Below are 16,541 nucleotides of genomic sequence, written 5' to 3'. Positions count from 1 at the left end.
GTCACTTTGAGTGCCCACACAGATTGTCTGATAAATTGTTAAAGAGCAGTGCAACGCGGCTTTCGCTCACCGTTGCGAGGTGGCGTATATTACGCTTTCCTCTTTCAGAGTCAACCCGTTATTTCAGGATTTTTCTCTTCAACCGAACCGGCTGTTGTGTGAAGTGATTCACATCCGCCGTGTCGATGGAGGCGCATTATAGGGAGTTCTCAGCAGGCCGCAACCGCTAAATGTCAGAAAAATGACTGACTGCTGCATTCCACAGCAAAACCCCGCCTTATACCCTTTTATGCACAAAGTTATCCACAATCATGAGCGAATCGCGATGCGATCCTACGAATTGAGCGGGAAGATCAACTATACTGGCGGCAAATAATCTCCCCTGTGCAGGCCCCCCTCATGACCACACAACGCCTCGCCCGCGACTGGCGTCTCCCTACCGCAGGTTTGCTGCTGCTGGCAATCCTCTTTGCGGGTTTTACCCTGCATGCGCACTGGAACGCTTTTATCCAGTGGTGTCTCGCCACGCAAATTACGCTGCACCGCTATCTGGTGATGTATCTGCTGCAGCTTAATAACCACCAGTACAGCGGCGGATTATGGCTGTTAACGGGGGCTTTCCTTTATGGTGTCCTTCACGCCATCGGACCCGGACACGGAAAGTTCATCGTGACGACCTATCTGACCACCAATAAGGAAACCGAACTGGCCGCCCGGGTTGTCCCCTTCCTGGGTAGCCTGATGCAGGGCGTCAGCGCCATTCTGTTTGTCTTTATTCTGGCGGTGGGGTTTAACCTCGCCTCAGGGGATATCAGTACCAGCCGCTGGTACGTGGAGAAGATAAGCGCAGTGCTTATTGGCGCATTCGGTGCTTTTGTCATTTATCAGGCGCTGAAGAGCCTGCGCCCGCGCAGGATGACTATCTCCGCCATCAAGCCGCTTCATCATCATGACGAAAACTGTGGCTGCGGCCACCACGGCGTGGGGGTAAACCTGACACAAGGCGACTGGAAAACGCGCTTGGGCGTCATTCTGGCGATTGGCGCACGCCCGTGCAGCGGGGCGATCATGATTCTGATGTTTTCGAACGCGCTGGGCATTGTCACCTGGGGGGTGGCCGCGGTCATGACCATGTCTTTGGGCACCGCACTTTCTATTGTGGGGCTTTCCCTGGCTGTACGTTACGCCCGCGAGCGCACGGTGACCTGGTTCGGAGAAAGCGCTTCATTAAGATGGCTGGTGCCAGCAGTAAAAATAGCCGGAGGGGTAGTCCTGATCCTGTTCGCGACGGTGCTGTTTCTGACGGTGATCCCCATCAGCGCCAATGGTGACTACATCGCTGCCGGATGCTAATAAAAGAAAACCCGCCGTTGGCGGGTTTCTTTATTACTCGTTGATGCGTGGATGTTGGTCCACCAGTCGGGAGCGTTTTTTCTGCAGCTCTTCAATCTCTGCGTCAATATCCTCAATCTTCTGCTCTACGTTATCGTAGTGCTCGCGCAGGATCTCTTTCGCTTCCTGGATGTCAGACGCCGCAGGCGTTGCGCCTTTCAGAGGGCGATTCGCCGTCTCCTTCATGGTAAGGCCGGTAATCAAACCAATCACCGCAATCACCATCAGGTAATAAGCTGGCATCATCAGGTTCTGCGTGCTCTCGACCAGCGAGGCGGCAAGCGTCGGGGTCAGACCGGCAATCAGCACTGAGATGTTAAAGGCCGCGGCCAGCGCGCTGTAGCGAATATGCGTCGGGAACATCGCGGGCAACGTTGAAGCCATCACCCCGATAAAGCAGTTAAGGATCACCGCCAGCATCAGCAGACCGGCAAAAATCAGCCCCAGCACATCACTGTTAATCAGAATGAATGCCGGAATTGCCAGAGCAAACAGCGCAACGCTTCCCAGAATAATGAACGGTCGACGACCAAAACGGTCACTCAACAGGCCCATAATCGGCTGCACAAACAGCATACCCACCATGATGGCGATAATAATCAGCACACCGTGATCTTCCGAGTAGTGCAGGTTATGCGACAGATAGCTCGGCATGTAGGTCAACAGCATGTAGTAGGTCACGTTGGTCGAAATCACCAGACCAATACAGGTCAGCAGGCTGCGCCAGTGCTTAGTGGCAATCTCTTTGAACGACACCTTCGGACCATCCTGCAGCCCTTCGCGGTCACCCTGTTCCAGTTTTTCGACGTGCTGCTGGAAAGCAGGCGTCTCTTCCAGCGCATGACGCAGGTAAAGACCAATAATCCCCAGCGGCAATGCCAGGAAGAACGGGATACGCCAGCCCCAGTCGAGGAAGTTATCTTCACCCACCACGGTTGAAATCAGTACGACTACGCCCGCGCCCATGACAAACCCGGCAATCGAGCCGAAGTCCAGCCAGCTCCCCATAAATCCGCGCTTACGGTCCGGGGAATACTCGGCAACAAAGATCGAGGCACCGGTATATTCACCGCCCACGGAGAAGCCCTGCGCCATCTTACATATCAGCAGGAGAATCGGTGCCCAAATGCCGATGGTGGCGTAAGACGGTATAAGGCCGATACAGAATGTACTGATCGACATAATGACGATGGTGATGGCCAGGATCTTCTGACGACCATATTTATCGCCGAGCATACCGAAGAACAGACCGCCCAGCGGGCGAATCAGGAAGGGAACGGAGAACGTACCCAGTGCGGCGATCATCTGCAGGCTGGGATCGGCCCCGGGGAAAAACACTTTACCTAACGCATAGGCCACAAAGCCGTAGACACCAAAATCGAACCATTCCATCGCATTACCGAGCGAGGCTGCGGTAATGGCTTTACGCAGCTTTGCGTCATCAATGATGGTGACGTCGCGAAGCGTGATGGGTTTAATCTTTTTCCTTCTTAGCATAGCTATCCTCGTTGACTCGGCCCTGTCTGTTTCACAGTTCAGTTAGCGTTCTGTGAACCATGGGATCCGCTCCATGCGAATCGCCTTATTCAAGCGTAGCAGGTTTACTTACATTGACGTTTTACGTCGATACAACCGAACCTGTTGACGCCTGCCTGGGCAGTTAATGACCTTTTTACCCTACCAGCGTTTATATTTGTGATCAACTTCACACATATTTTCGTGTCTGGTCAGCTCAGGCAAATTTTTGTCAAGGAGTGCCAATAAGTACTTCCTTACCCCACCTAAAGAACATCCTCCCGCACGTCATTATTTCTTTCGTAACAGAAAAACAAACCACATTAATTCACATCAGGTTTACATAAATTTTCATCAGCAGGAACCGGCCTCAGGTTTTACATTGAATATGTGATAAAGATAACTAAAACGATGTTTTATTTTCATTGAATCAATATTCCAATGATCGCATCATAAATCCGAATTCAGCGTTTTACGTGTTTAAGGAAAAGGTTAATTGAGAGCACGCATTTAATTTTGTTGCAGGGCTTTCGAAAAAACACCGCAAGCAATACGAGCAATCAATTGAATTTATTGACTAATTTTTAACACCTATCCCCCGTACTGCGGGATCCGATGTGAGGTTTGTCTATGAAGATTAAAGCCACGATAGAACGTATACCCGGCGGCATGATGCTGGTTCCGCTGGTACTGGGCGCGATCCTGAATACCCTTGCTCCCAATACCGGAGCTTATTTTGGCGGTTTCACAAAAGGCATGATAACAGGCACGGTTCCCATTCTTGCCGTCTGGTTTTTTTGTATCGGCGCATCCATTAATTTACGGGCAACGGGGACAGTATTACGGAAATCCGGAACGCTGGTGATCACCAAAATAGCCGTAGCCTGGGCGGTGGCAATGATATGCGCGATGTTCATTCCGGAGAATGGAATTCAGACCGGGTTCTTTGCGGGTTTATCGGTCCTGGCGATCGTCTCAGCGATGGATATGACCAACGGCGGATTGTACGCCAGCCTGATGAATCAGTACGGGACGAAAGAAGAGTCCGGCGCATTTGTGTTGATGTCTCTGGAGTCCGGCCCATTGATGACGATGCTGATCCTGGGGTCTGCTGGCCTGGCCTCGTTTGAACCCCACCACTTTGTCGGCGCGATCCTGCCCTTCCTGGTCGGTTTCGCCCTTGGCAATCTCGATCGCGATCTGCGTGATTTCTTCAGCAAAGCCACGCCGGTGCTGATCCCGTTCTTCGGTTTCGCACTGGGGAACACCATCAACCTGAAGGTCATTCTCGATACCGGCCTGCTGGGCATTGTGCTGGGTGTCGCCGTGATCGTCATCACCGGTATTCCGCTGATTATTGCCGACCGCGTCATCGGAGGAGGAAACGGCACGGCCGGCGTCGCCGCCTCTTCAGCCGCGGGTGCTGCAGTCGCAAACCCGGTGATTATCGCCCAAATTAACCCGGCCTTCGAACCGGTCGCCGCTTCAGCGACGGCGCTGGTTGCCGCGAGCGTGATCGTCACCGCGATTCTGGTCCCCATCATCACGGCGCTGTATGCGAAACGCTACGGGAATATGCAAGAGACCCTGCCTGAACCGAAGCCGATAGAAATGAATCATTAACACACCGCACCGTTCCCTCTCCCAATGGGGAGAGGGGGAGAGATTTAGCCAAAAATCTCTTCCACCATCCCGTCCACCAGCCGTTTTGCCGAACAGAGTCTCGGCATGCCCAGCGCGACGGTCTGCCAGTTTTGCGTCACTGACCAGCTCACCGGATGTTGATCCGCCTGACACCAGTCCCCCAGCCACCCCAGCATGTCTTTATGATCGATTAAACCCGGAGAGGCCGGCGTTGTCAGCCACTGGTGATAGAAATGGCGGGTCGTGGGTGACGCATTGATGCCCTGCGCCAGATAGTTAGCCGCCATGCTGCGCAGGTTATCCTTAAGCATTGCCGCCACATCTTCATTCGCGAGGCGGCATGCGTCACCAAATGCCCCCCAGCGCAGCTCTTCCAGGACGATAAAACAGCGCCCGGCCAGCGACCAGCCATCATAATGCCCGGCCCGCCAGCGGGTAAAAATCTGCTCGCTGTGCTCACCCGCCTGCACCGTCAGCCCGCGCTGGGTTAGCGCCTTCTCTTTATAGGCGGCGCGTTGGGTAAAATGAGAAGCGAGTTCAGCGTACTGCTGCATCAGACCGGGGGACTGCTGGGCGCGCGGGTGCGTCTGCTGGCGCAAAGCAATCAGTTTCTCTGCCATCAGAGTCAGCGCGAGATGACCCGGGTCAAGCATGCCGGCCAGTTTTTCCGCCAGCCCCAGGCGCAGCGCCGCATTTTCATTGAGCATACCCGCCATCGCCCAGGGGCGCAGCCGGGTATGCGTCATGATTTCTTGAGTCAAACGCTCACGAAACTGAAGCTGTTGTGGTCCCAGGTGAGGATGACGCGCCGCGTCCACTCCCTGAACCAGATCGACCATAAATTTTGGATTAATACACTCCAGCGTTCGCCCGGGGCCGTCCAGTAGTGGTGTTGTCATGGTTGCTCTGCCGCGAATAGAGTTTGAATATCATCGCGTAACAGTCGGGTATCTTCCTGTATCCACGCCGCAGTCGTAATACTTTGCTTCAACAGCTGGCAGAGCGCTCGGGTTGAATGCTCATTCTGTTGACGCACTGCGAGGCTATCACGCAAGCTTTCCTGTAACCCGGTCAGGCACAGCGAGAATTCTGCAAAGAACGTCGCCATTCCTGCCGTAACAGAGACATCGACCTGCGCGGACAAAGCTTTACGTATTTGTTCACAAAACAGCTCAATATGTTGCTTAAATTTGTCATGTAGCTGCGCAATATCGATAACATATCGCGTGCGCGTTTCCACATACTCATCCCAGCCCCAGCCCGGATTATTGAGCCAGCGAGAGACCGTTTCTCGCATGCTGCTCCCGCCTGATGACGGGCCTGCCTGGCTGTCATCCTGCGCTATCGCGTCGTTAAACAGCGCCCGCGTATTGAAGTTGAGCTGGTGAGCCTGAAACGCCGGGAAACTGATTCGCGCCCGAAAACCCGCATGGCTCAGATGCTCTTTAATACGCGTTTCGATGGGGCGCATGGCTTCGTTCAGGGAACGCGCCAGCGTAGATTCAAGCTGGTCGAAGCGTAACGCCAGCTCCCGGCAGATTTTCGTCTGTGCATCCAGCATCACCAGTTCGCAGGAGGAGCGAATTTTACTCAGCGCGATCTGCGCCTGCCCTTCATCGTCCAGAACCAGCTGCTTCAGCTCGTCACCGTGAGGGTTCTGCCGATCGATGCCTGCTAAATCAAGAATATGCTGAGCGCTGAACACCTCGCCAATCGCCTGGTTAAGCGCGGTTTTTTGCGCTCCCATAAAGTCCGCGGTGGCGTTCAGCGCCTCCTCAACTTCATGTTTCACCTCATCGCTCACCACGCTCTGACGCGTCTGGAGAAGCGCCATGTCCTCTTCCAGACGTGCGATATTCAGTTCCAGAGCCTCAAAGGCAACCGTCAGCCCCTGATAGCGGAAGTCGAGGTACTCCCGGGCATTTTGTGCGTAGTTGAGCAGCTTATGCGAGGCCGAACGCAGCGCGTAAAGCGAGGCATTGGCATAGGCGGCGTAAATCAGTTTGCGTATCGGTTGTTCGAAAAGCGAATCTTCCCAGAGCAAATCGGCAGCATGACGAATATGGTCGATATCGTCCAGGTCCGCCGTACGCCAGCGTCGCCCAAGCGCCGCTTCGGCAAAGTCCTGTACCCAGGGTTGCTCCTGATGATCCGGCAGTTGTCCGTGGGTACTCATCTCGTAGCGAGCGCGGTTCGCCAGATAGGCCCACATGGACGAAACGGGGTAGATCTGGCCAGGCGAAATATTGCCTTTCATTAAGGTGCCGGAGATCATCGCCCGGATCTGCTCTTCATCGTCGCTATTGCGATCTTTCTGATCGAATTTATTGACCAGCGCATACAGCGGCACGGATTTTCCCGCCGCGGAAATGGCCTGGCGGACTTCTTCATCAGAGATGGATTTAAGCTGGGTATAATCCATCACGGCCAGCACCGCCGACGCGCGGGACAACTGCTCGCTTAGCATTTTTTGCAGGTGCGGCTGTCCGGCCTCATTCGGCCCGGGCGTATCGAGCAGCGTCAGCTGTCCGAGATGAGCATCCAGACCCGCAAGATGCACGAACTCCACTTCAATCACCGGAATATGTTCGATAGCCGCATACTCAGAGAACGGAAACTCCACCCCTAACGCCTGGGAAAGCCTCACCAGGTCGTTGAGGCTTTTCAGACAATGAAATATCGGCTGCGCGCCCAGGTGATGCTTCTCAAAAGCCTCTCCTTTTTCAATGCGCTCCAGCAGCGTATTCATGTCTTTATCAATTTCCAGATGCTGGGCCAGCTTTCCGCGATCGTAATCGCATAGCTTTTTCTGAAGCAGTTGGATCAATTCATCAATGGGCGAGGCATGTGAGAAATGCAGCACCGGCTCCTTCTGACCCGGCGTGTGGCGAATCAGGGTAGGAAGCGCCGTCATCGGACGATTGCGGTTCGGCAACACTTCGGTCCCCACAATCGCATTAATGGTGGTCGATTTCCCCGCTTTCATAGTGCCAACAATAGCCAGGACCATTTCCAGCCGGGTTATTTTTCGTAATTCATTATTCAGCATCGCCTGCTGCGCTTCGACACCGCGCGCGCTAAAATGCAAAGGTAAAACGTTGTTCTTTTCACCCGTAATAGCAGCCGCGGTGCTCTCCAGCATCGCAGTCGGTATTGATTTCAACGTATCAAGGTTTTGCCGGGCGAGCTGTAGCAAACGCTCAGCTTCCTGGCTTAATTCAAAAATGGTCTGTGTGTGCATGATAAAAGCCTTTCCTTAACGCAAATTTATTACTTTTATTAAGCCACTGGTATTAATTATGTTGTTCAGGCTTATATGATCACGTGTGGAAAACATGTCCGCCGAAATATAACTGATTGATGATAATCAGAAATAATTCGCTATCCTTGCATGGCGTGTATAGCTCCCCTCCTGGCCTGATGGCCAAAGGAAAAAAGCGTAGCCCAATTTTAAGAAACTTCAGGATATATCATCATTATTTACCCACCTAAAAAGAGAGGTAATACGCCCCTGCCAAAAGATATGGATGGCAGCGAAGTCAGGAGATAAATAACAATGTGTCGCTTCACCTTATCCGAAATGAAGGAGCGTAGCAATTTGCTGCAATAAAATATTCGATATATTTAGCGTCATTTCTTCCCAACGTGTTAATGAGGTAAGCATCGCTTAACTGACTGACAGGAAGTGTCACTCCCGATACGCTTTTTGCATTTTTTTAATTCACAATGTCACCGACAAACGTGTGGATTTGCGCTATACTTGCCGCCTTTTTCGGCACGCTGCCGTCATTTAGCTGGCACTTTCCAGCGCGTTTACACTTTTTGAGGATACCGATATGTCACTCCCACACTGCCCAAAATGCAATTCTGAATACACCTATGAAGATAATGGCATGTTCATCTGCCCGGAATGCGCTCACGAATGGAACGATGCCGAACCATCACACGATGCTGATGCACTTGTCGTAAAAGATGCGAACGGCAATTTGCTGGCGGACGGCGACAGCGTAACCGTGATTAAAGATCTAAAAGTGAAAGGCAGTTCTTCCATGCTGAAGATCGGCACCAAAGTGAAGAATATCCGTCTGGTTGAAGGCGATCATAATATCGACTGCAAAATTGACGGCTTCGGTCCGATGAAGCTGAAATCAGAGTTCGTGAAAAAGAACTGATTTACCCGCCCGGTGGCGCTTCGCTTACCGGGTTTTCGGGAACTACACTTAACGGGCTTTTCTTACGTGAGGTAAAGATTATGCCGTTAAGTCCCTACATCTCTTTTGCCGGCAACTGTGCAGAAGCCACTTCTTTCTACCAGCAAGCCGTCGGCGCAGAGCTTCTCTATAAAATCACCTTCGGCGAAATGCCAAAAAGCGATAACAGCGAAGAAGGCTGTCCGTCCGGTATGCAATTTTCGGATTCGGCTATCGCTCACTCCAACGTCCGCATTGCGGGCAGCGATATCATGATGAGCGACGGGATGCCGCCGGGAAGCAACGCGCAGTACGCGGGCTTCACGCTGGTTCTCGACACCCAGGACGTTAATGAAGGCAAACGCTGGTTCGACAACCTCGCCGCGGGCGGGAATATCGACATGGCCTGGCAGGAAACCTTCTGGGCACACGGTTTCGGTAAAGTCACCGATAAATACGGCGTGCCGTGGATGATTAACGTCGTTAAGCAGCAGCACTAATTTTCGGGCGGTGGGCGCTCTGCCTCCGCCTGTCATCAAACTCCGCTCAACTCTTCAAACTCCCGCAACCCAGACTTAACCCAAATGTCACATTGATGCGCCAGCATGAGGCCACATTTATCGTGAGGCCCAGCACATGCAAACCGTCATCCGCGTCGAGAAACTGAGCAAGACCTTCCATCACAATAAGGCTCTGCATGCCGTTGATCTGACCGTCCAGCAGGGCGAAATGGTGGCGCTGCTGGGGCCATCCGGTTCCGGTAAATCCACCCTTCTGCGTCATTTAAGCGGTCTTATCACCTGCGATAAAACGCCGGAAAGCCACGTCGAGCTGCTGGGCAATACCGTGCAGCGCGCGGGGCGTCTCGCCAGCGATATCCGCAAGAGCCGCGCCCAGACGGGCTACATCTTCCAGCAGTTCAACCTGGTGAACCGCCTGACGGTGCTGGAGAACGTGCTGATTGGCGCGCTCGGCAGCACCCCGTTCTGGCGCACCTGTCTGCGCTGGTTCTCTCCTTCACAGAAGCAGGAAGCCTTGCAGGCCCTGACCCGCGTCGGCATGGCGCATTTTGCCCACCAGCGCGTCTCCACCCTGTCCGGTGGGCAACAGCAGCGCGTGGCGATTGCGCGCGCGCTGATGCAGAAAGCGCAAATCATTCTTGCAGACGAACCCATTGCCTCGCTGGACCCGGAGTCTGCCCGCATCGTGATGGAAACCCTGCGCGACATTAACCAGAACGACGGCATCACCGTAGTGGTCACGCTGCATCAGGTGGATTACGCCCTGCGCTACTGCGAACGCATTGTCGCCCTGCGTCAGGGACATGTGTTCTTTGATGGCGCGAGCCATCAGTTTGATAACGAACGTTTTGACCATCTCTACCGCAGCATTAACCGCGTCGAAGAGAACGCGCAGGCTGCTTAATTAAACCCGATCCGAGGAAAGTACATGAGCTACAAAGCCGTTGCCGCGCTGGCCTTTACCAGCATGTTCAGCCTCAGCACCCTGTTAAGCCCGGCGTATGCACAAGAGCAGGAAAAAGCGCTGAACTTCGGCATTATTTCGACGGAATCACAGCAGAACCTGAAGCCTCAGTGGGAACCGTTCCTGAAAGATATGGAAACTAAGCTGGGGATCAAAGTGAACGCCTTCTTCGCCCCGGACTACGCGGGCATCATCCAGGGGATGCGCTTTAATAAAGTGGACATCGCCTGGTACGGCAACCTCTCCGCCATGGAAGCGGTGGACCGCGCGAACGGCCAGGTCTTTGCCCAGACCGTCGCGGCAGATGGCTCCCCGGGCTACTGGAGCGTGCTGATCGTCAACAAAGACAGCCCGATCAACAACCTCAACGACATGCTCGCCAAACGCAAAGAGCTGACCTTCGGCAACGGCGACCCGAACTCGACCTCCGGCTACCTTGTCCCTGGCTACTACGTCTTCGCCAAAAACAACGCCTCCGCCAGCGACTTCAAACGCACGGTGAACGCCAGCCACGAAACCAACGCCCTGGCCGTGGCCAACAAGCAGGTGGACGTTGCCACCAACAACACCGAGAACCTCGACAAGCTGAAAACTTCCGCGCCGGACAAGCTGAAAGAGATCAAGGTTATCTGGAAATCGCCGCTGATCCCGGGCGACCCAATCGTCTGGCGTAAAAATCTCTCCGAGAGCACCAAGGACAAGGTGTACGACTTCTTTATGACCTATGGCAAAACGCCGGAAGAGAAAGCGGTCCTGGCGCGTCTGGGCTGGGCACCGTTCCGCCCGTCAAGCGACCTGCAGCTGGTCCCGATTCGCCAGCTGGCGCTGTTTAAAGAGATGCAGGGCGTGAAGGACAACAAAGGGCTGAAGGACGAGGAGAAGACCAGCAAAGTGGCCGCAATTGAGGCCCAGCTGGAAGACCTCGACCGCCTGACCGCCGCGCTCGGTGCGATGACGAGCGTGAATAAAGCGGTGCAGTAACTCAAGTTCCCTCTCCCTTGAGGGAGAGGGTTAGGGTGAGGGGGAAATGCGCACGCTGATGCCCTCACCCCGGCCCTCTCCCACAGGGAGAGGGAGAACAGATTAAGGAGCCAACATGCAAACCATCACCCTCCCGCCGCCGAAGCGCAGCTGGTTCTCGCTCATAAGCTGGGCCATCCTGCTGGCGGTGCTGGTTATCTCCTGGAAGGGCGCGGAAATGGATCCGCTGCTGCTCTTCAAGGACGCGGGCAACATGGCGACCTTCGCCGCCGACTTCTTCCCGCCGGACTTCAGCCAGTGGCAGGATTACCTCAGCGAAATGGCGGTCACCCTGCAAATCGCCGTCTGGGGCACCGCCCTTGCCGTCGTTCTCTCCATCCCATTTGGCCTGATGAGCGCCGAAAACATCGTGCCGTGGTGGGTGTATCAGCCGATGCGTCGCCTGATGGACGCCTGTCGCGCCATCAACGAGATGGTCTTTGCGATGCTGTTCGTGGTCGCCGTTGGCCTGGGTCCGTTCGCCGGCGTGATGGCACTGTTCATCCACACCACCGGCGTGCTCTCCAAGCTGCTCTCCGAAGCGGTCGAAGCCATCGAGCCCGGCCCGGTGGAAGGCATCCGCGCAACGGGCGCCAACAAAATCGAAGAGATCCTGTACGGCGTCCTGCCGCAGGTTATGCCGCTCCTGATCTCCTACTCCCTGTACCGCTTTGAGTCCAACGTCCGCTCCGCGACGGTGGTCGGCATGGTGGGCGCAGGCGGGATTGGCGTCACCCTGTGGGAAGCGATTCGCGGTTTCCAGTTCCAGCAAACCTGCGCCCTGATGGTGCTCATCATCGTCACCGTCAGCCTGCTGGATTTCCTCTCTCAACGTTTGCGTAAGCACTTCATCTGAGAAGCGAGGCTTTGTTTTCTATGCACTTATCCAGACATCCGACCAGTTATCCCACCCGCTGGCAAGAGATTGCCGCAAAGCTCGAAGTGGAGCTGCGCACGCACTACCGCTGCGGGGACTACCTGCCCGCCGAGCAACAGCTTGCCGACCGCTATGAGGTGAACCGCCACACCCTGCGTCGCGCCATTGACCAGCTGGTCGAGCGCGGCTGGGTCCAGCGCCGTCAGGGCGTGGGCGTGCTGGTGCTGATGCGCCCGTTCGACTACCCGCTGAACGCCCAGGCGCGCTTTAGCCAGAACCTGCTGGATCAGGGCAGCCACCCGACCAGCGAAAAGCTGCTCTCGGTACTGCGTCCGGCCTCCAGCCACGTGGCGGACGCGCTGGGTATTCAGGAAGGTGACGACGTCATTCACCTGCGCACCCTGCGTCGCGTTAACGGCGTGGCGGTATGCCAGATAGACCACTACTTTGCGGACCTCGCCCTCTGGCCCGTGCTCCAGCATTTCTCCAGCGGCTCGCTGCATGACTTCCTTCAGGATGCGACCGGCATTGCGCTCAAGCGCACCCAGACCCGCATCAGCGCCCGTCGCGCGCAGGCGAAAGAGAGCAAGGTGCTCGAAATCCCCAATATGGCCCCGCTGCTCTGCGTGCGCACCCTCAATCACCGTGACGGCGAGATCAACGCGACGGAATACTCCGTCAGCCTGACCCGCGCCGACATGATCGAATTCACCATGGAGCACTGAATGTACTTCGATACCGCCACCCGACAGCGCTGGATGCGCGTGCTGGCCCACAGCCAGCCTGCTGCGCTGGCTGCCCGCATGAACGCGCTCAGCCTGACGCCAGACTACGACACCCTTCGCGCCCCGGAGATCGGCCTCGTTCAGATCCAGGCGCGCATGGGCGGCACCGGCGAGCGCTTTTTCGCCGGAGACGCCACCCTCACCCGCGCGGCAATCCGCCTGAACAGCGGCACGCTGGGCTACAGCTACGTGCTGGGGCGCGACAAAGCGCACGCCGAGCGCTGCGCGGTGATCGACGCGCTTTTACAGGAACAACCCTATTTCCAGACGTTAATGGAAACCCTTATTGCCCCGCTGGAAGCCGACCGCGCCGCGCGCATTGCCGCACGTCAGGCCGAAGTGAACACCAGCCGGGTCGACTTCTTTACGCTCGTTCGCGGAGACAACGCATGACGCTTCAACCTGCTTTTACCCTGGCCGTCCAGGATGCCCAACACAGTTTTCGTCGCCTGCTGAAAGCGATGAGCGAGCCGGGCGTGATCGTCTCGCTGCACCAGCTCTCCCAGGGCTGGCTGCCGCTGAATCTGGCGACCACCAGCGTGCTGCTGACGCTTGCCGACAACGACACCCCGGTGTGGCTTTCAGGCGCGCTGTCGAACGATATCGCCAGCCAGAACCTGCGTTTTCACACCAGCGCCCCGCTGGTCGATCAGCCCCAGCAGGCGGTTTTTGCCGTGGCTGACGAGCAAATCAGCCATGAGCAATTAAACGCCCTGAGCGAAGGCAGCGCCGTCGCCCCGGAGACCAGCGCCACGCTGATCCTGCAGGTCTCCAGCCTGAGCGGCGGCCGCATGCTGCGCCTCACGGGGGCAGGCATCGCCGACGAACGCATGGTCGCGCCGCAGCTGCCGGAGTGCATCATTCACGAGCTGACCGAGCGCCCGCACCCGTTCCCGCTGGGCATTGACCTGATCCTGACCTGCGGCGAGCGCCTGCTGGCAATCCCGCGGACCACCCACGTGGAGGTGTGCTGATGTACGTTGCCGTCAAAGGGGGCGAGAAGGCCATCGCCGCCGCCCATGCGCTACAGGCGCACAGACGACGGGGCGATGAACAGCTTCCCGAGCTGAGCGTCGCCCAGATTGAACAGCAGCTAAACCTCGCCGTCGACCGCGTGATGACCGAGGGCGGCATCGCCGACCGCGAGCTGGCGGCGCTGGCCCTGAAGCAGGCCAGCGGCGACAACGTGGAAGCCATCTTCCTGCTGCGCGCCTACCGCACCACGCTTGCTAAACTGGCGGTGAGCGAGCCGGTGAACACGGCGGAGATGCGCCTGGAACGCCGCATTTCTGCCGTTTATAAAGACGTTCCCGGCGGCCAGCTGCTTGGCCCCACCTACGACTACACCCACCGCCTGCTGGATTTCACCCTGCTGGCGAACGGCGAATCGCCGCAGCTGAGCACCTCCGACGCCGAACAGGAACCGTCTCCGCACGTCTTCAGCCTGCTGGCAAAACAGGGTCTGGCGAAGACGGAAGAAGATTCAGGCGCGCAGCCGGATGACATCACCCGCACGCCGCCGGTTTACCCGTGCTCGCGCTCGTCCCGCCTGCAGCAGCTGATGCGCGGCGATGAAGGCTATCTGCTGGCGCTGGCCTACTCCACCCAGCGCGGCTACGGGCGCAACCACCCGTTTGCGGCCGAAATTCGCAGCGGCTACATTGACGTTGAAATCGCGCCGGAAGAGCTGGGTTTTGCGGTGAACGTCGGCGAACTGCTGATGACCGAGTGTGAAATGGTCAACGGTTTCGTCGCCCCGGAAGACGAAGACCCGCACTTTACCCGCGGCTACGGGCTGGTGTTCGGCCTCGGCGAGCGCAAGGCCATGGCCATGGCGCTGGTCGACCGCGCCCTGCAGGCACCGGACTACGGCGAGCACGTTGCAGGCCCGGCGCAGGACGAAGAGTTCGTGCTGGCCCACGCGGATAACGTTGAGGCCGCTGGCTTCGTCTCGCACCTCAAGCTGCCGCACTACGTCGATTTCCAGGCCGAACTGGAACTGCTGAAACGCCTGCAACGGGAGCGCAAAAATGGCTAACTTAAGCGGCTACAACTTTGCCTATCTGGATGAGCAAACCAAACGCATGATCCGCCGCGCCATCTTAAAAGCGGTGGCCATTCCGGGCTATCAGGTGCCGTTCGGCGGCCGCGAAATGCCGATGCCCTACGGCTGGGGCACGGGCGGTATACAGATCACCGCCAGCGTGATCGGCGAGGCGGACGTGCTGAAGGTCATCGACCAGGGCGCCGACGACACCACCAACGCCGTGTCGATCCGCAGCTTCTTCCAGCGCGTAACCGGCGTCAATACCACCGAAAAAACCGAAGACGCAACGCTGATCCAGACCCGTCACCGCATCCCGGAAACCCCGCTCACTGAAGATCAGATTTTGATTTTCCAGGTGCCGATCCCGGAGCCGCTGCGTTTTATCGAGCCGCGCGAAACGGAAACCCGCACCATGCACGCGCTGGAAGAGTACGGCGTCATGCAGGTGAAGCTGTATGAGGATATCGCCCGCTTCGGCCATATCGCCACCACCTACGCCTACCCGGTGAAGGTGAACGGGCGCTACGTGATGGACCCGTCGCCAATCCCAAAATTCGATAACCCGAAGATGGACATGATGCCCGCCCTGCAGCTGTTCGGCGCCGGGCGCGAAAAGCGCATCTACGCCGTCCCGCCTTACACCCGCGTGGAAAGCCTGGATTTCGACGATCACCCGTTTACGGTGCAGGAGTGGGACGAGCCGTGCGCCATCTGCGGATCCAAACACAGCTATCTGGACGAAGTGGTGCTGGACGACACGGGCAAACGGATGTTTGTCTGCTCCGACACCGATTACTGCCGCCAACAGAGCGAGGCGAATAGCCAATGAAACCGCTGCTTTCGGTTAATAACCTGACTCACCTGTATGCGCCGGGCAAAGGCTTTAGCGACGTGTCGTTCGAGCTGTGGCCGGGCGAAGTGCTGGGGATCGTCGGCGAGTCCGGCTCCGGCAAAACCACCCTGCTGAAGTCCATCTCCGCGCGCCTGACGCCGCAGAACGGCGACATTTTGTATGAGGGCGCCTCGCTGTACGGCATGAGCGAGGCCGGGCGCCGTCGCCTGCTGCGCACCGAGTGGGGCGTGGTGCATCAGCACCCGATGGACGGCCTGCGCCGTCAGGTCTCTGCCGGGGGCAACATCGGCGAACGCCTGATGGCCACCGGCGCGCGCCACTACGGCAACATCCGCGCTACCGCCCAGCACTGGCTGGAAGAGGTGGAAATCCCCGCCTCGCGCATCGACGACCTGCCGACGACCTTCTCCGGCGGGATGCAGCAGCGCCTGCAGATTGCCCGCAACCTGGTCACCCATCCGAAGCTGGTGTTTATGGATGAACCCACCGGCGGGCTGGACGTCTCCGTGCAGGCGCGCCTGCTCGACCTGCTGCGCGGTCTGGTGGTGGAGCTGAACCTCGCGGTGGTGATTGTCACCCACGATCTGGGCGTTGCGCGCCTGCTTGCGGACCGTCTGCTGGTGATGAAGCAGGGCCAGGTGGTGGAAAGTGGGTTAACCGACCGGGTGCTCGACGATCCACACCATCCGTACACCCAGCTGCTGGTGTCGTCCGTATTGCAGAATTAAGAGGC

The 16,541-nt window shown here is 56.9% G+C and carries 16 protein-coding genes; 13 read left to right on the top strand and 3 right to left on the bottom strand.

Going from position 1 to position 16,541, the window contains the following annotated elements; translation table 11 throughout:
• Positions 1-399 precede the first annotated feature (399 nt).
• Positions 400-1,353 (top strand): nickel/cobalt transporter, encoded by a 954-nt coding sequence (locus ACERY3_RS21230; RefSeq protein ID WP_058842074.1) that lies wholly within the window; start codon positions 400-402, stop codon positions 1,351-1,353.
• A gap of 33 nt (positions 1,354-1,386) precedes the next feature.
• Here the strand turns inward: ACERY3_RS21230 and proP are convergent, their stop codons facing one another.
• Positions 1,387-2,889 (bottom strand): glycine betaine/L-proline transporter ProP, encoded by a 1,503-nt coding sequence (gene proP, locus ACERY3_RS21225; protein WP_029740241.1) that lies wholly within the window; start codon positions 2,887-2,889, stop codon positions 1,387-1,389.
• Positions 2,890-3,537: 648 nt separating this feature from the next.
• Between proP and kdgT the strand changes: the two genes are divergently transcribed.
• Positions 3,538-4,530: a 2-keto-3-deoxygluconate transporter gene (gene kdgT, locus ACERY3_RS21220; protein WP_033144443.1), complete on the top strand. Its 993-nt coding sequence runs from the start codon at positions 3,538-3,540 to the stop codon at positions 4,528-4,530.
• Between the two features lie 44 nt (positions 4,531-4,574).
• Here kdgT and ACERY3_RS21215 read toward each other — a convergent pair whose 3' ends face one another.
• Together ACERY3_RS21215 and crfC are read right to left on the bottom strand one after the other, a co-directional pair.
• On the bottom strand, positions 4,575-5,450 hold the full coding sequence (locus tag ACERY3_RS21215) for a diguanylate cyclase regulator RdcB family protein (RefSeq protein WP_033144442.1): 876 nt from the start codon (positions 5,448-5,450) through the stop codon (positions 4,575-4,577).
• A complete protein-coding gene (gene crfC, locus ACERY3_RS21210) occupies positions 5,447-7,792 on the bottom strand; it encodes a clamp-binding protein CrfC (protein ID WP_058842075.1) in 2,346 nt (781 codons plus the stop codon). The genes ACERY3_RS21215 and crfC overlap by 4 nt, the downstream gene beginning before the upstream one ends.
• Positions 7,793-8,387: 595 nt before the next feature.
• On the opposite strand from crfC, the gene ACERY3_RS21205 reads away from it, so the two are divergent.
• The 11 genes from ACERY3_RS21205 to phnK all read left to right on the top strand — a co-directional run bounded on the left by ACERY3_RS21205 (position 8,388) and on the right by phnK (position 16,536).
• A complete protein-coding gene (locus ACERY3_RS21205) occupies positions 8,388-8,723 on the top strand; it encodes a zinc ribbon domain-containing protein YjdM (protein WP_023310096.1) in 336 nt (111 codons plus the stop codon).
• 80 nt (positions 8,724-8,803) lie between these two features.
• Positions 8,804-9,241, top strand: a complete 438-nt coding sequence (yjdN, locus tag ACERY3_RS21200; protein ID WP_058842076.1) for a VOC family metalloprotein YjdN — start codon at positions 8,804-8,806, stop codon at positions 9,239-9,241.
• Between the two features lie 136 nt (positions 9,242-9,377).
• Positions 9,378-10,166 (top strand): phosphonate ABC transporter ATP-binding protein, encoded by a 789-nt coding sequence (phnC, locus tag ACERY3_RS21195; protein ID WP_033144439.1) that lies wholly within the window; start codon positions 9,378-9,380, stop codon positions 10,164-10,166.
• Positions 10,167-10,190: 24 nt separating this feature from the next.
• On the top strand, positions 10,191-11,207 hold the full coding sequence (gene phnD, locus ACERY3_RS21190) for a phosphonate ABC transporter substrate-binding protein (protein ID WP_047059567.1): 1,017 nt from the start codon (positions 10,191-10,193) through the stop codon (positions 11,205-11,207).
• Positions 11,208-11,322: 115 nt separating this feature from the next.
• Complete coding sequence (phnE, locus tag ACERY3_RS21185) at positions 11,323-12,102, top strand: phosphonate ABC transporter, permease protein PhnE (RefSeq protein WP_023334213.1); 780 nt, start codon at positions 11,323-11,325, stop codon at positions 12,100-12,102.
• 20 nt (positions 12,103-12,122) lie between these two features.
• Positions 12,123-12,848 carry a phosphonate metabolism transcriptional regulator PhnF gene (gene phnF, locus ACERY3_RS21180; protein ID WP_023310091.1) on the top strand — a complete coding sequence of 242 codons (726 nt, stop codon included), beginning with the start codon at positions 12,123-12,125 and terminating at the stop codon, positions 12,846-12,848.
• Entirely contained in the window at positions 12,849-13,301 is a 453-nt protein-coding gene (gene phnG, locus ACERY3_RS21175) for a phosphonate C-P lyase system protein PhnG (protein WP_058842077.1), read from the top strand.
• Positions 13,298-13,882, top strand: a complete 585-nt coding sequence (gene phnH / locus ACERY3_RS21170) for a phosphonate C-P lyase system protein PhnH (RefSeq protein WP_032662532.1) — start codon at positions 13,298-13,300, stop codon at positions 13,880-13,882. Before phnG ends, phnH begins: the two co-directional genes overlap by 4 nt.
• Positions 13,882-14,946, top strand: a complete 1,065-nt coding sequence (locus ACERY3_RS21165) for a carbon-phosphorus lyase complex subunit PhnI (protein ID WP_058842078.1) — start codon at positions 13,882-13,884, stop codon at positions 14,944-14,946. Before phnH ends, ACERY3_RS21165 begins: the two co-directional genes overlap by 1 nt.
• Entirely contained in the window at positions 14,939-15,784 is an 846-nt protein-coding gene (gene phnJ / locus ACERY3_RS21160; RefSeq protein ID WP_033144435.1) for an alpha-D-ribose 1-methylphosphonate 5-phosphate C-P-lyase PhnJ, read from the top strand. Before ACERY3_RS21165 ends, phnJ begins: the two co-directional genes overlap by 8 nt.
• A complete protein-coding gene (gene phnK / locus ACERY3_RS21155) occupies positions 15,781-16,536 on the top strand; it encodes a phosphonate C-P lyase system protein PhnK (protein WP_033144434.1) in 756 nt (251 codons plus the stop codon). Before phnJ ends, phnK begins: the two co-directional genes overlap by 4 nt.
• Positions 16,537-16,541: the final 5 nt, after the last annotated feature.

It is taken from the genome of Enterobacter cloacae complex sp. ESBL7 (assembly GCF_041679625.1).
In the GTDB taxonomy this organism is placed as follows: domain Bacteria; phylum Pseudomonadota; class Gammaproteobacteria; order Enterobacterales; family Enterobacteriaceae; genus Enterobacter; species Enterobacter asburiae_B.
Note: the sequence above shows the minus strand (reverse complement) of the source record. Positions and strands in the feature narration are given on the sequence as shown.